This window comes from Moraxella tarda (assembly GCF_035181405.1).
Lineage (GTDB): Bacteria > Pseudomonadota > Gammaproteobacteria > Pseudomonadales > Moraxellaceae > Moraxella.
This window is the reverse complement of record NZ_JAYGGV010000003.1, coordinates 292,587-307,912: the sequence shown is the minus strand read 5'-3', so window position 1 is coordinate 307,912 and position 15,326 is coordinate 292,587. Positions and strand designations below refer to the sequence as shown.

14 protein-coding genes are annotated in these 15,326 nt (G+C 43.6%); 8 read left to right on the top strand and 6 right to left on the bottom strand.

The features are described from left to right. Positions 1-32: 32 nt before the first annotated feature. The 5 genes from dnaK to U9670_RS05785 form a co-directional block, all read right to left on the bottom strand. A complete protein-coding gene (gene dnaK, locus U9670_RS05805; protein WP_323841026.1) occupies positions 33-1,943 on the bottom strand; it encodes a molecular chaperone DnaK in 1,911 nt (636 codons plus the stop codon). A 265-nt stretch (positions 1,944-2,208) separates the two neighbouring features. Then, on the bottom strand, positions 2,209-2,730 hold the full coding sequence (gene grpE / locus U9670_RS05800; RefSeq protein ID WP_323841027.1) for a nucleotide exchange factor GrpE: 522 nt from the start codon (positions 2,728-2,730) through the stop codon (positions 2,209-2,211). A 136-nt stretch (positions 2,731-2,866) separates the two neighbouring features. Further along, entirely contained in the window at positions 2,867-3,661 is a 795-nt protein-coding gene (locus U9670_RS05795; protein WP_323841028.1) for a uroporphyrinogen-III synthase, read from the bottom strand. Between the two features lie 19 nt (positions 3,662-3,680). Continuing rightward, complete coding sequence (hemC, locus tag U9670_RS05790) at positions 3,681-4,634, bottom strand: hydroxymethylbilane synthase (protein WP_323841029.1); 954 nt, start codon at positions 4,632-4,634, stop codon at positions 3,681-3,683. 94 nt (positions 4,635-4,728) lie between these two features. Further along, positions 4,729-5,472: a LytR/AlgR family response regulator transcription factor gene (locus U9670_RS05785; RefSeq protein WP_323841030.1), complete on the bottom strand. Its 744-nt coding sequence runs from the start codon at positions 5,470-5,472 to the stop codon at positions 4,729-4,731. 109 nt (positions 5,473-5,581) lie between these two features. On the opposite strand from U9670_RS05785, the gene argH reads away from it, so the two are divergent. Together argH and U9670_RS05775 are read left to right on the top strand one after the other, a co-directional pair. Beyond that, positions 5,582-6,967: an argininosuccinate lyase gene (gene argH / locus U9670_RS05780; protein ID WP_323841031.1), complete on the top strand. Its 1,386-nt coding sequence runs from the start codon at positions 5,582-5,584 to the stop codon at positions 6,965-6,967. Positions 6,968-7,088: 121 nt separating this feature from the next. Continuing rightward, the gene (locus U9670_RS05775; protein ID WP_416381491.1) at positions 7,089-7,967 is read left to right on the top strand and encodes an SPFH domain-containing protein; all 879 of its coding nucleotides are present in this window, start codon (positions 7,089-7,091) and stop codon (positions 7,965-7,967) included. A 53-nt stretch (positions 7,968-8,020) separates the two neighbouring features. Here the strand turns inward: U9670_RS05775 and U9670_RS05770 are convergent, their stop codons facing one another. Further along, the gene (locus U9670_RS05770) at positions 8,021-9,448 is read right to left on the bottom strand and encodes a phosphohexomutase domain-containing protein (RefSeq protein WP_323841032.1); all 1,428 of its coding nucleotides are present in this window, start codon (positions 9,446-9,448) and stop codon (positions 8,021-8,023) included. A 214-nt stretch (positions 9,449-9,662) separates the two neighbouring features. Here U9670_RS05770 and cysK point away from each other — a divergent pair, with 214 nt between their 5' ends. The 6 genes from cysK (at position 9,663) to panB (ending at position 15,307) form a co-directional block, all read left to right on the top strand. Next, positions 9,663-10,586 (top strand): cysteine synthase A, encoded by a 924-nt coding sequence (cysK, locus tag U9670_RS05765; RefSeq protein ID WP_323841033.1) that lies wholly within the window; start codon positions 9,663-9,665, stop codon positions 10,584-10,586. A gap of 154 nt (positions 10,587-10,740) precedes the next feature. Next, complete coding sequence (mazG, locus tag U9670_RS05760; protein ID WP_323841034.1) at positions 10,741-11,565, top strand: nucleoside triphosphate pyrophosphohydrolase; 825 nt, start codon at positions 10,741-10,743, stop codon at positions 11,563-11,565. Continuing rightward, positions 11,538-11,915, top strand: a complete 378-nt coding sequence (locus U9670_RS05755) for a ComEA family DNA-binding protein (RefSeq protein WP_323841035.1) — start codon at positions 11,538-11,540, stop codon at positions 11,913-11,915. Before mazG ends, U9670_RS05755 begins: the two co-directional genes overlap by 28 nt. 120 nt (positions 11,916-12,035) lie before the next feature. Beyond that, positions 12,036-13,835 (top strand): polynucleotide adenylyltransferase PcnB, encoded by a 1,800-nt coding sequence (gene pcnB, locus U9670_RS05750; RefSeq protein WP_323841036.1) that lies wholly within the window; start codon positions 12,036-12,038, stop codon positions 13,833-13,835. A gap of 31 nt (positions 13,836-13,866) precedes the next feature. Beyond that, positions 13,867-14,358: a 2-amino-4-hydroxy-6-hydroxymethyldihydropteridine diphosphokinase gene (gene folK / locus U9670_RS05745; protein WP_416381498.1), complete on the top strand. Its 492-nt coding sequence runs from the start codon at positions 13,867-13,869 to the stop codon at positions 14,356-14,358. A 127-nt stretch (positions 14,359-14,485) separates the two neighbouring features. Further along, positions 14,486-15,307: a 3-methyl-2-oxobutanoate hydroxymethyltransferase gene (panB, locus tag U9670_RS05740; protein WP_323841038.1), complete on the top strand. Its 822-nt coding sequence runs from the start codon at positions 14,486-14,488 to the stop codon at positions 15,305-15,307. Positions 15,308-15,326 lie beyond the last annotated feature (19 nt).

Sequence of the window (15,326 nt, the reverse complement as noted above, 5' to 3'; positions counted from 1 at the left end):
GAGCTTATTTTTTTATTAATCCGCCTTAAAGATTACTTGTCATCTTTGACTTCGGTGAATTCAGCATCCACCACACCGTCATCAGCAGGTTGTTGAGCTTGTTGGGCCTGTTCAGCACCTGCACCGCTTTCTTGACTATAAATCTTTGTACCAATTGGCAAGAAAGCATTGTCAAGAGCTTCTATCTTGGATTTGATTGCCTCCACATCGTCTTCTTTGGTGGCAAGTTCTAGCTCACTGATGGCTGTTTCAACCGCTTGTTTTTCTTCGCTAGTGGCTTTATCGGCGTTGTCTTTTAGTGCTTTTTGCACCGCACCAATGCGACCGTCAGCCTCGTTACGGGCGTTTGCCAGCTCGGCAAATTTCTTATCCGCCTCAGCATTCGCCTCAGCATCACGCACCATTTGCTCAATCTCTTCTTCAGACAGACCGCTGTCTGCTTTGATTTGAATGGATTGTGATTTGCCTGTACCTTTATCACGAGCCGAGATATTCATAATGCCGTCAGCGTTAATGTCAAAGGTAACCTCAATTTGTGGTACGCCTCTTGGTGCTGGCGGAATGTCAGTCAGATCAAAGTTGCCAAGCAGTTTGTTTTGGTTGGCAATCTTACGCTCACCTTGATAAACTTGAATGGATACCGCAGGCTGATTGTCGGCCGCTGTTGAAAACACTTGTGATTTTTTGGTAGGAATCATGGTGTTTTTCTCAATAATGGCAGTCATCACGCCACCCATGGTTTCAATACCCAAGGTTAGCGGAGTTACATCTAGTAGCAAGACATCTTTTTTATCACCAGCCAACACGGCACCTTGAATGGCAGCACCGATGGCGACAGCTTCGTCAGGGTTGACATCTTTACGAGGCTCTTTGCCAAAGAAGTCTTGTACTTTTTGCTGAACCAATGGCATACGGCTTTGACCACCCACCAAAATCACATCGTCAATGTCAGATGCTGACAAGCCTGCATCTTCTAGAGCGATTTTGCATGGAGCGATGGTACGAGCCACTAGCTCTTCGGTCAGGGCCTCTAGTTTGGCACGGCTGATGTTGATCACCAAGTGCTTAGGACCTGTCGCATCGGCAGTGATGTACGGTAAGTTTACTTCAGTAGAAGTTGAGCTTGACAGTTCAATCTTGGCCTTTTCAGCAGCTTCTTTTAGGCGTTGCATGGCTAGCGGATCGCCTTTTAGATTGACATTTTGCTCTTTTTTAAATTCTTCGACCAGATAGTCAATCAAAGCAATATCAAAATCCTCACCGCCTAAGAAAGTGTCACCGTTGGTTGAAAGTACTTCAAACTGTTGCTCGCCATCTACATCAGCAATCTCGATGATAGACACATCAAAAGTACCGCCACCTAGGTCGTAGACAGCAATTGTGCGGTCACCTTCTTTTTTGTCAAGACCAAAAGCAAGGGCAGCAGCGGTTGGTTCGTTGATGATACGCTTGACATCAAGCCCTGCAATACGACCTGCGTCTTTTGTGGCTTGGCGTTGGCTGTCGTTAAAGTAGGCTGGTACTGTAACAACAGCTTCGGTAACAGGCTCTCCTAAGTAATCTTCGGCGGTCTTCTTCATTTTTTTCAAAACTTCTGCCGAGATTTGTGGCGGTGCTTGTTTTTTGTCGCCCGCTTCTACCCAAGCATCGCCATTGTCTGCTTTGACGATTTTATAAGGCACAAGACCAATGTCTTTTTGTACTGCTTGCTCATCATAGCGACGACCAATCAGGCGTTTGACAGCAAATAGCGTGTTTTGTGGGTTGGTTACCGCTTGGCGTTTGGCTGATTGACCAACCAAAGTCTCACCGTCTTTAAAGGCGACAATAGATGGTGTGGTGCGTGCACCTTCTGCATTTTCGATGACTTTAACATTGCCATTTTCTAGAACGGCAACGCATGAGTTGGTTGTACCTAAGTCAATACCAATTACTTTACCCATAATTATTCTCCGATTTGTTTGGTTAATTTTTTAGCAAATTAGATAATTTTAAATCTTTTAAAAAATCTGTGTTTTGCCAAACTTGTCTGCTATATTTGTGTCAAATTTTGATTTTCAAGGGAAAATTTGACAAATTTTAAATTTTTTTATAAAAAACTTTGTTTTAAGTCATTGAAATTTAAAATAAAATCCACAAAGCTTTAAGTTTTGATTGCAAGTCCGTCCAGATAGGATATCTTAATCAGATGTATCTAAGCACCCACAATCACGCTCCGACAAGCACCATCGCAGGGCGAATGGAACGCTCGTTTAGCATATAACCTTTTTGCAAAACTTGTCCGATGACATCTTTGTCTGCATTAGGAAAAATACCGACCGCCTCATGTAGGTCAGGGTTGAATGCTTCACCCACTTCGCCTACTGCGACCACGCCATTGCGTTCTAATACTGACAGTAGCGATTTATGTGTTAGACGCAAGCCTTCAAGCACACTTTCGTCTGCACCTGTTTGCTCGCTGGCGGCCAATCCTCTTTCTAGGTTGTCCACCACATCAAGCAATTCTTTGGCAAATTTTTGCAAGGCAAATTTTTTGGCTTTTTCAGTTTCTTGTTCCATGCGGCGTTGAGCATTGTAGCTTTCAGCGTTGGCTCGTGCCGCCACCTCTTTTGCCTCTTTAATCTCAGCTTCTAGTTGAGCAATTTTTGTGGTCATCTCGCAGGTCTCTTGTGTCGCCGTTTCTGCGGTTTCTTGTGGTGCGATGGTCTCGTTTTGGGTTGCGTCAGTCATGGTTTTTCCACCTTATCAATAAAAACAAAAAATCCTTATCTTGATAAAGACTTTTCATGGTTTTTCAAGGGGAGATATGACACAAAATGCTGAAAAAAAATGAGTAAAGGAGATAATTCTGGTGGGTAGGTGGCGCCTAGCAAGTGCTGGTAATTTGGGTAATCATTGATTCAATGTGCTGTTTGCCAAGTTCATCAATGAGTAAAATTTGGGCGTTGGGCTGGGTGTTTTTTACCAGCTCAAACAATCGCTCGCCTAGGGTCAGATAACGAATACTTTTGGCAAAAGGACAAGCAAGATTTTGCCAATTTTCAAAAGCCATTTGACTGGCAATCAGTATGAAAATGGGTGTGTTGTTATTGTGAGCTTGAACAAGCTGTGGGGCGATGGCATGATAAGTATCTTTTAAATCTGGTGGAGTCACTCGCTTGTACCACCTGATGGCATCAATGTTGACGCCTTTTGCTGACAAGGTGTCTTGTAGCAGTCTGCGACCACCCATACCACGCCAAATCAGCACTTTGTCCCCTTTTTGAAGTTTATTAATCACAGCCAATTCAAGCATGCTCTCATTATTAGCAGTGATGGGCAGTATGACTGATAGACCAAATGCTTGCAATGCTTTTGCGGTGGCAGAACCTACTGCAATGATTGGGGTGGAAAATGATTGGGGTAAATCATTTGCGTGTTGGTATCCTATTTTTTTTAGATAATCAATCGCTCGTTTTGCGGACTCTACGCTGGTGATGATGAGCGTTTGATAAGCACCATCAAGCAAATCGTTCATCATTTTCTGTTCGCATTCATTGATGGGTAAATTACAAATGGCAAGCAAGGGTAGATTGACCACGCACACGCCAGCCACATTGCCAAGCTCGTTTAAGGCAGTGCTACGGTGTGTGGGGCGTGTGTTAATAAATAGTGCGGTCATGAACGGTAAATCGGTGCAATCAGCTGTTGTAAACTTCTTTTAAAATGGTGTCTGCACCCTTTGATAACAGGTCTTTGGCAAGGCTCTCGCCTAAGGTTTTGGCTGCAATTTCGTCAGCTGCTGTGTGGGTTAGTGTGATGTTATCTTTGCTTTTTAACAGGGTTTTGCCATCAATGCTACCAACTCGCCCACGCAAAGTGAGTGTATCGCCATCAATGGTGGCAAAGCCTGCAATCGGTACTTGGCAACCACCTTCTAGTGTGCGGTTCATGGCTCGTTCAGCAAGAACGCACAGGCGTGTGGCGGTGTGGTTTAGCGGGGCGAGTAAATTTAAAATTGTGCTGTCCTCTGCTCGGCATTCAATCGCCAACGCCCCTTGGCCAACCGCAGGCAAGCTCAGTTTTTTGTCTAATTCATGGCAAATACGCTCGTTTAGCCCCAAGCGTTCAAGTCCGCTGGTTGCTAAGATGATTGCGTCGTATTCACCATCATCAAGTTTGGACAGTCGTGTGCCAACATTGCCACGCAAAGACTTAATGGTAAGATTTGGGTAGGCGTGGGCGATTTGGCATTCACGGCGTAGGCTTGATGTGCCCAGCACGGCACCATTTGGTAGGTCATTTAGGTGCTTGTATTTGTTAGATACAAAAGCATCGGTTGGTGCATGGCGTTCAAGGTATGCTCCTAGGGTCAGACCCTCTGGTAATACCATTGGCACATCTTTTAATGAATGCACAGCAATGTCGGCTCGCTTTTCATACAATGCGGTTTCTAATTCTTTGACAAACAAGCCCTTGCCACCGATTTTGGCAAGCGGTGTGTCTAGAATCTTATCGCCCTTGGTTACCATTTCTAGCAGTTCAACTTTCATGGTAGGATAAAGTTTTTCTAGAATTTTTTGAACAAAATGGGCTTGCCATAGAGCTAGAGGGCTTTGACGAGTGGCGATGGTCAGTGTGTTTGGAATATTCATAAAGATTTCGTTATTGATTGTGATGTTGGTATTTAACCACAATAATCGCATTTGAGCAAATGGCTTTTTGCTTGGTCTAGATTCATCAAATTTATCAAATTTTACCCAAATTTGCCAGCCTTAATCGTAATGCTGGCAGGCATCGTCTTGAAATGATTAGTGGTTCTGCCATGCCATAAAGAGTTAATTTTGTACCATCATTACTGATTTGGCGAATGTGGCGAACACTTGCGAGCGTGTGTCGATGAATGCGAATAAAATCGCTAGGGTAAGTCAATGCAAGTGATTTTAAGGGACTGTCAGTATAAGTGATGCCGTGCTTATGATGAATTTTGGTGTATTTTTGCTCAGATTGACAATATAAAACATCATCAATAAATATTCGCTCATGACCACGATGTGTATGGGTGATGATGGTGGGTTGATTGGGTGATTGTTGTGCTAAAGTTGGTTTTTGTGCGTGAGTGATTAGCGACAATAGTGGTGGTAGGTGATTGTCATCATAACGAGCAAATCCGCCAATCCCCAATGCTAAAATCTCCTCAGAAGGCGGTTTTGTTTGACTAAGAATGATGAGTGTGGGACGAGTGGTCTGTTGATAGCATTTGCTAAATTCATCGGCAAAGCATGAGAGGTTGGCTGATGAGATATCAAGCATGATGATGGCAGGCTGATGTAGCTTGCAGGCTTTGATGGCATCAGGCACCGTGCCTACTGTGATGAGTGTGTGAGCATCATTGCTTGTTGTTTGGTGAGCGTGCTGTATGAGCGTGGCATATGTGCTGACCAGTAAAATAATCATTAAGATGGCAAAGTGAAAAAAAGTTGTTCTGATCATATCATAGCATTTTTTATATAAATTTTCCTGCATTGATACCGAATTTATGTCGTCGCTGTGCTATAATTTGCTAAATTTAAGGTAAATGAATAATGAATCAGGAGGCATCATGACTGACAACGCTTCTACCATGTGGGGCGGACGCTTCACCGAGGCCACCAATGCCTTTGTGCAAGCATTTACCGCCTCGGTCAATTTTGACAAACGCCTTGCCTACCACGACATACAAGGCTCTATCGCCCACGCCACCATGCTTGGGGCGTGTGGCATTATCACAAACGATGAAAGTCAAGCCATTATAGACGGACTTAATCAAGTCAAAGATGAGATTGACAGCGGTAAATTTGTTTGGCAAGTAGCACTTGAAGATGTGCATATGAATATTGAAAGCCGTCTGACCGCCTTGATTGGCGATGTCGGCAAAAAACTGCATACAGGACGCAGTCGCAACGACCAAGTCGCCACTGACATTCGTCTGTATTTGCGTGATGAGACCGACAAAATTTTAGCGTTGTTAAAGCGTTTGCAAACAGGACTGCTTGATTTGGCGGACAAGCACACCGACACGATTATGCCAGGCTTTACCCATTTGCAGACCGCTCAGCCCATCTCCTTTGCCCATCATTTGATGGCGTGGTTTGAGATGCTTTATCGTGATAGTGAGCGGTTTATGGACACAAGACACCGCATCAACCAAATGCCACTTGGTTCGGCGGCACTGGCAGGCACGACTTATCCCATTGACCGTGCAATGACCGCCAAATTACTCGGCTTTGACGGCATTTGCCAAAACTCGCTGGACGGCGTGTCCGACCGTGATTTTGCTATTGAATTTGCCAGCAATGCCAGTATTTTGATGATGCACTTGTCAAGAATGAGTGAAGAGATTATTTTGTGGATGTCGGCACAATTTGATTTTGTGCAAGTGCCTGACCGCTTTTGCACAGGGTCAAGCATTATGCCCCAAAAGAAAAACCCCGATGTGCCAGAGCTTGTGCGTGGCAAAACGGCTCGGGTGTTTGGCAGTTTGACCACGCTTTTGACTTTGATGAAAAGTCAGCCTTTGGCGTACAACAAAGACAATCAAGAAGACAAAGAGCCACTGTTTGATGTGGTGGATACACTCACAGGCTCGCTCATTGCCTTTGGCGATATGCTTCCCAATCTTGTGCCAAAAGCGGACAATATGCGTCAAGCGACTTTAAAAGGCTATGCCACCGCCACCGATTTGGCGGATTATTTGGTCAAAAAAGGCTTGCCCTTTCGGGACGCTCACGAAGTGGTGGGGCGTGCGGTGGCACTTGGTGTGGCAAAGGGTGTGGATTTGGCACAGCTTAACTTAGATGAATTAAGACAATTTAGCGATTTGATTGACAGCGATGTGTTTGACTGCCTAACGCTAGAAGGCTCACTCAATGCTCGTAATCATATTGGCGGAACCGCCCCACAGTCGGTGAAGTTGGCGATTGAGCAGGGGCGAGAGCGTATCAGCTGATTAAAAAAAATTGACGAAAAAATTGTATCTGAATTTTTGTGTAATTGTCTTACTGGGTTTTTTGCAATATTACAATAAGGCATGATGGTTTTAGTAAGGCAAAAATAAATTAGAGGTAAACATGCTATTTGATTTTTTGGCCAATGGCAGTGTGGCGATACTGGTGTTGATTGTTTTTGTGGTATTGACCATTTTAAAGGGTGTACGCATGGTATCGCAGGGCGAGAAGTGGGTTGTGCAGCGATTGGGCAAATACCATCAGACGCTTGAACCTGGGCTTAATTTTATCATTCCTTATGTGGATATGGTGGCGTACAAGGTTACCACAAAAGATATTGTATTAGATATACCAAGCCAAGAGGTCATTACTCGGGATAATGTCGTCATCATTGCTAATGCTGTTGCTTATATTAATATCGTGCAGCCTGCTCATGCGGTGTATGGCATTGAAGATTATGAACAAGGCATTCGCAATTTGGTGCAGACATCTTTGCGTTCTATCATTGGTGAGATGGATTTGGACGCAGCGTTGTCCAGTCGTGATCAGATTAAAGCACAATTAAAACACGCCATTTCTGATGATATTGCTGATTGGGGGATTACGCTAAAAACCGTGGAAATACAAGACATCAAACCATCAAGCACTATGCAAATGGCAATGGAGGAGCAGGCAGCTGCCGAACGCCAACGCCGTGCAATGGTAACCCGTGCTGATGGCCAGAAGCAAGCAGCAATCTTGGAAGCTGATGGGCGACTTGAAGCATCTCGTCGTGATGCCGAAGCACAAGTCGTCTTGGCAAAAGGCTCGGAGCAGTCAATTCGTTTGATTTCACAGGCGATGGACGGTAAGGAGCTGCCACTTGTTTATCTGCTTGGCGAACAGTACATCAAGGCGATGAATGACATGGCACAATCAGATAACGCCAAAACTGTCATCATTCCTGCTGATATCCTGCATACAGTCAAGGGTTTGATGGGCGATCAATTGCCCAAGTCCTAAGTGATGATATAAGCACAAAAAAGACCCTGTGTTATTGGGTCTTTTTTTATTGTTCATAAACTTAATGAGGCGTCGGCTGATATTGTACCGCTTTTTGCTAAGAGTTGTAAAATCTCTTCGGTTTTGGCTTGTAATAATGCTTTATCGCCTTTGGTTTCAATATTTAGACGAATCAGCGGTTCGGTATTAGACGAACGCAAATTAAACCGCCATGTACCAAAGTCTAGGCTGAGTCCGTCTAAGGTGTTTTTGCTGGGGGTGTCTTTACTGTATTGGCTTTCTAATTGCTTGCAAATATCATCAGCGGTCAGTGTATTTAGGCGAAAATTTAATTCGCCAGAGCTTGGAAAATCATCAATATAGCCATTAACCAGTTCGGATAGACTTTTACCTGTGTTGGATAACAGTTCAATCACCAATAGCCAAGGAATCATACCACTATCACAATAGGCAAAATCACGGAAATAATGATGTGCTGACATCTCACCGCCATATACCGCTTGTGTTTTACGCATCACTTGTTTGATGAAAGAATGCCCAGATTTGCTGATTTGGGCAATGCCGCCATGCTGAGCAATGACACTTTGGGTATTATAAACCACCCGTGGATCATAGACGATACTCTCGCCCTTATGCTTGTTTAAAAAGGCCTCAGCAAGCATACTAACCACATAAGAACCATCAATAAATCGACCTGATTCGTCAAAAAAGAAACAGCGGTCAAAATCACCATCAAACGCCACACCAAAGTCTGCTGCATATGTGATGACCGCCTTTGATGTCACTTCTTGGTTGGCGATAATCATGGGATTGGGTATGCCGTTGGGGAATGAGCCGTTAGGTTGGTGGTGAATTTTAATCAGTTTGATTTGGCTGCCCAAGCGTTTTTCTAATTCATCAACCACAGGGCCTGCCGAGCCATTACCACTGTTAATCACAATTGTTTTGGGGGTGAATTTGCCAGTGTCAATAAATCCCATGAGTTTATCAATGTAGGCGGTCTTATCATTCTTTAATTGATATTTGCCACGAACAGCTGGTGTAATAAAACTACCTTGCTCGGCAATTTTGCGAATGTCGGTAAGTCCTGTATCGGCACTGATGGGTTTGGAGTTTTCACGCACCATTTTTAGGCCGTTGTAGTTAATGGGGTTGTGGCTGGCGGTGATTTCAATACCACCGATAGCGTGATAAAAACTGGTGGCAAAATATACTTCTTCTGTGCCACTCATGCCCAAATCAATGACATCTACACCTGCATCTAAAATGCCATCTATGGTAGATTTTTTTAGGTCATCACTACTTGGGCGAATGTCTGAGCCAATGACGATGACCTTGCTGTTTTCAAAGCTTGGGTTGAGATATTCAGCAAAAGCACGCCCAATACGATAGGCAATGGTATTATCTAGATTCACATCAAGCTCGCCACGCACATCATAGGCTTTAAAACAAGTGATGGCAATAGGGGGGTGTAGACTCATGGGTGTGTCCAAATTGATAAAATATTGATGAAATAAAACCAATTTTATCATAAGTTAGCCAGTCAAAATATGCTATTTTGTAAAGTCTAAATTGGAATAATGCTTATCCTTTTTTGCTTAAAAACTTCTGAGGCTTTGCTGTTAAACTGACTAAAAATTTGATATGCTAGCCTAGTATTTTTAAAATCTCGTATCTTTAAAATAAGGAAAATTCATGAATATCGCAAACAGCATTACCGACCTCATTGGCAATACGCCTCTTGTCAAATTAAACGCTTTAAATAATAGCCATGCCAATATTTTTGCTAAGCTTGAATATTTTAATCCAGCAAGCTCAGTCAAAGATCGCATTGCATTATCCATGATTGATGAAGCAGAAAAAACGGGCGAGCTTAAAAAAGGAGACACGCTGATTGAGGCCACATCGGGTAATACGGGCATCGGCTTGGCAATGGTTGCTGCCGCTCGTGGTTATCGTTTGATCATCACCATGCCTGAGAGCATGAGCTTAGAACGCCGTGCTTTGTTGCGTGCCTATGGGACAGAGTTGGTATTAACGCCAGCTGCTGACGGCATGGCTGGGGCGATTGCTCGTGCGAATGAGCTTGCCAAAGAAAATGGTTATTTTATGCCACGCCAGTTTGATAATCTTGCCAATCCTAAAATTCATCGTAAAACCACCGCCCTAGAAATCTGGCATGATACAGACGGTAAGGTGGACATCGTGGTGGCAGGCATTGGCACAGGCGGTACGATTACAGGTGTGGGTGAAGTATTAAAACAAAAAAATCCCAATATTAAAATTGTGGCAGTAGAACCAGCTGACTCGCCTGTATTTAGTGGCGGTGAAAAAGGCTCGCACAAACTACAAGGTCTTGCCCCTGGCTTTGTCCCAAGTATTTTAAACACCGCCATTTATGATGAGGTCATTACCGTAACCACCCAAAATGCCTTTGATACCGCAAGAGCAATGGCATCACAAGAGGGAATTTTGGTAGGTATTAGTGCAGGGGCGGCAGTGTGGTCGGCATTGCAAGTGGCAAATCGTCCAGAGAATGTGGGCAAAAATATTGTCGTGATGATTCCGTCATCAGGTGAGCGTTATCTGTCCACGGCATTATTTGCAGATTTGGCCTAGTGTCAGTTGGGTTATTGCTTCTGTCTGCCCATGCCCCAAAACTAAGAAGCCATGCTTTTTGATGTGAAAAAAGTACGCTAAGTCAGGTGCGACAAAGCCCATTATCTTGTATAATGGGCTTTACTTATTAACAATGATTTATTGGAAATGTGCGATGACTCCCAGCCGTGATTTTAATGATTTACTTGCCTTAATGCACCGACTGCGTAGCGATTGCCCGTGGGACGCAAAGCAGACCAACCTTAGCCTTTTGCCTTATCTGCTAGAAGAAAGCTATGAGCTTGTTGAGGCAACTTATGCCAATGATTTGCAGGAGATTAAAGGCGAGCTTGGCGATGTGTTGCTCCAAGTCATTTTTCATGCTGAGATTTATGGTGAGAATGCTCAGTTTGATATTGGTGATGTTATTTATTATCTTATGGAAAAACTCATTCGCCGACACCCTCATGTGTTTGATAAAGAAAATCTAAAAACTGATGAAGAGGTCAAGCGTCGCTGGGAAGAAATTAAAGTATTGGAAAATCAAGCCAAACCACAACGCTTGTTGTCCAATGTTAAGGCTGGAACGGCTTTGATGACCGCACAAAATTTGCAAAAGCAAGCAGCAAGCGTGGGGTTTGATTGGGCGAATTTGGGCGGTGTGCTAGATAAACTTGGTGAAGAAATTGATGAGTTGAAGGCTGAATTACCAAACGCTGATTTTGGTTACAAAACAGATAAAATAACTCATGAGCAAAAATCAAAAATCACAGATGAACTTGGTGATGTCTTATTTGTGCTGAGTAATTTGGCAAGGCATTTGGGCATAGATGGTGAAATGGCACTGCAAGGGGCGAATAACAAGTTTAGACAACGATTTGCTTTTGTGGAGCAGTCGCTACAAGACGCTGGCAAGACTTTTGAAGAAAGTGATGAGCTGGAGAAGGATGGTTATTGGGAGATGGCAAAACAGTGCGAAAAATCATTAAAATTGGGCTGATTTTTGGTGTGGTATTGCTGGCAATGGCGACAAAAAATGGCTTGGCGGAGCAGGTTTTTCCAGATCAAAGCCCGTCAAAACCTTGTTATCGTGATGCAATTAGTGCCTATGATGCGATGATAAAAGCACAAAAACTTGCCAAAAAGCAGGCCGGTAGAATAAACATTAACACCGCCACTGCTGGCGATTTTGCCAACCTACAAGGTGTGGGTATGGCCACCGCTGAACGCATTGTCAAATATCGTATGCAAGCAGGAGGGTTTGTCAGTGTTGATGAACTTCAAAATGTGAAAGGCGTGGGCAAGGCAGTGCTTGATAAGAATCGGCATCGCCTAAGTGTGATTGATTGATAAAAAACACCAATATGTGTGTTAAATTCGCTTTTTTTATTAAGAACGGTTAAAATAGACGGTTTAACCAAAGAAATTCAGCAAAGAAAATAAATTATGGCTGTCAAGGAGAATTTCAGCATGGCGAATAAGCCTGCGAATTCTGGGAAATCCAGCAGAAGCAAATCCAAAAAAACACAAAAAATCATCGTTCATCATGACAAATCCTTGGGGTTGCATAAGTCTGCCTTGCCACATAGCATTGTTGAGGTGATCAGCACGCTTAACAAGGCAGGGTTTGAGGCGTATATTGTGGGTGGTGGTGTGCGTGATAGCCTACTTGGGCTTGCACCTAAGGATTTTGATGCGGTAACAAATGCTCGTCCGCATGAGATAAAAGCGATTTTTGGAGGTCGTTGTCGTATCATTGGTCGGCGTTTTCAGCTGGCTCATGTCTATTCTGGGCGTGAACTGATTGAGGTGGCAACTTTTCGTGCACCACCCAAGGACGATACGCACACCACGGAAGATGGTATGATTACGCGTGATAATGTTTGGGGCGACATCAATCAGGACTTTGCACGCCGAGATTTTTCAATTAATGCTTTGTATTATCAGCCCATCAAAGGTGAGGTCTTGGACTTTTGTGGGGCGATTGACGACATCAAAAATTACACCCTAAGATTGCTTGGCGATGCCAAGGTACGCATTGAAGAAGACCCTGTCCGTCTGCTACGAGCTTTGCGGTTTAAGGCAAAACTGGGCTTTGAATTTGATGATAATCTTGCCAAGCAGTTTCATGAGGCTAATTGGACATTGCTTGAGCAAGTCTCGGCACACCGCCTGTATGATGAGACGCAAAAAATGTTCACAGGTGGTTATCTTACACCCCTTTTGCCAATTTTATTTGAGCATGGGGCGATTAATCATTTGATGGCATATGCACCCAAGGAACCAACCATGCTTATGAAGGCTGTTGCCAGCAATACGGATAAGCGTGTCAAGCAGGGCAAGGGTGTAAATCCTGCGTTCTTTTATGCGGCACTGTTGTGGGAAAATTATCTGCATCAGCTGGCCAAATTTAAGAAAAAAGGATTGTCATTTCACGAAGCACAGATTAAAGCTGCGGCCAAGGTGGTAGACACCCAGCGTCAAAAGACCGCCATTCCTAAATTTGCTGAAGAGTTTATTACAGGTATTTGGCTCATGCAACCAAAACTGGTCAGTCCACGAGTGCACGATATTGCCAGTCTTGAACGCCACGCCAAATTTCGTGCAGCTTTTGATTTTCTTGTCATGCGTGAGTCATACGATAAGCATGAGCTGTCTGAGCCAACTAATGGTATGGGTGTATGGTGGCAGACTTACCAAGATTCAGATGTGGGCACTCGTACACAGATGGTGGAGATTTTTGCTGATGGTGGCAATGTCAAAAGATCGTCATCTCGCCGTCGTCGCAATCGTAATAAGGTGAGTGATGAATTGCTGCAGCTTCAACAGCTGTCTAGTGGCGAAATCAGCGATGATAAGACCAAACCAAAGCCATTGTTTGTGGTGGATAATGCTGATGATTTTTTGCCTGTCAAAAAAGATGACAGACCAGAGCCACGCCCAAGGGTTGCTACGCCTGAATTTGCATACATAGAGTATACCCATGAAGATTTTTTAAAATTACTTGGTAATGATGAGCCTTATATTCCTGCCATGCGTTATCGCAAACGCCAGCCATCATCAACCTTATCCATCAAGGAGCGAATGCAGGGAATGACCGAAGAAATGGCATTGCCAAAGACGGTGCAATCTAAATTGCCAGCAAAGAAATCTGCAACCAAACCCAAGCGTCAAACCAAGATTGTGGCAGAGACCAAGCCGTCTTCGGATAATACCAGTAGGCCAAGACGGCGAAAAAAGTCCAATGCCAAATCACGAGCAAAAGACTAGACAAAAGACGAGATAGGCGATTAAGATGAGTATGACAACTGTATATATTGGTTTGGGTGGTAATATCGCTAATGAGTTTGGCACACCCATTCAGCATTTGCAAAATGCGATAAAATTCTTTGAAAGCAGTGAGAGTTTTGAGCGTGTCATTGTGTCATCATTTTATTCATCAAAGGCCTATGGAGTAACCGATCAGCCTGATTTTTTTAATGCCGTCTTGCAGGCAGATACTCATTTGACTCCGCTTGAACTGCTAGACTGTTGCCAAAATCTGGAAAATATGGCAGGGCGAGTGCGTCTTAGGCATTGGGGTGAACGCTGTCTTGATGTGGATATTTTACTCTATGGTGATGAAGTGATTGATCATGAGCGACTGACTGTACCGCATAAAGAAATTTTACTAAGAAATTTTGTGCTTGTGCCATTATTGGAATTAAATTCAGAGTTGGTTATCAACGAGCATAAAATTGCTGATTTGCCATTGGTACAGGACATGACAGGTTTGGTAAAGCTTGGTTTGTAAATCGTAGAGCGAAAATATTTTGGTCAAGCGATCAAACGAGGCGTCCAAACAAGATGAGATACTTACCAAATTATTTAATAAAATTAAACAAAATCAATATCTTAGCTAATGTAAATCAAGAGTAAACATGACATATTTAACCCAAAAAAACCCAGTTACCCTATCCACCCTTCAAAAATACAAAAAAAATGGGCAAAAATTTTCTTGTTTAACTTGCTATGATGCAAGCTTTGCCCATTTGATGCAATTGGCCGAGATTGACACGATTTTGGTAGGCGACAGTCTGGGCATGGTGGTGCAAGGACAAAATTCTACCCTGCCTGTTACAGTTGCCGACATGGTTTATCACACTCAAAATGTGGCACGAAGCAACCATCATGCCCTGATCATGACTGATTTGCCGTTCATGAGTTATGCCACGCTTGATGATGCAGTTGCCAGTTCTCGGGCGGTCATGCAGGCAGGGGCAAATGTGGTTAAAATCGAAGGTGGTGGCGAGCTTGCTGATATCGTACAAGTTTTAACCAATAATGGTGTGCCAACTTGTGTACATTTGGGTCTAACACCACAATCGGTGAATGTCTTTGGCGGTTATAAAGTGCAAGGCAAAACAGATGCAAAGGCCAAAAAGTTGTTAAAAGATTGTGAAATTTTGGTCAATGCAGGGGCAAGTATTATTTTATTAGAATGCGTGCCCAGTGAGTTAGCAAAACAAGTTACCCAAAAATTTGCCATTCCTGTCATTGGCATTGGAGCAGGAGGGGATACGGACGGTCAGGTGCTGGTGATGCATGATATGCTGGGTGTATACACCCGAAAACCTGCTAAATTTGTTAAAGATTTTTTGACTGACGATGGCAATCAAACGCATGATGTCTTGGGGGCGTTTGTGAATTTTCATCAATCAGTCAAAGATGGGACCTTCCCAAGTGCTGAACATAGTTTTTAGTCATAAGTTTGGGGCAAAA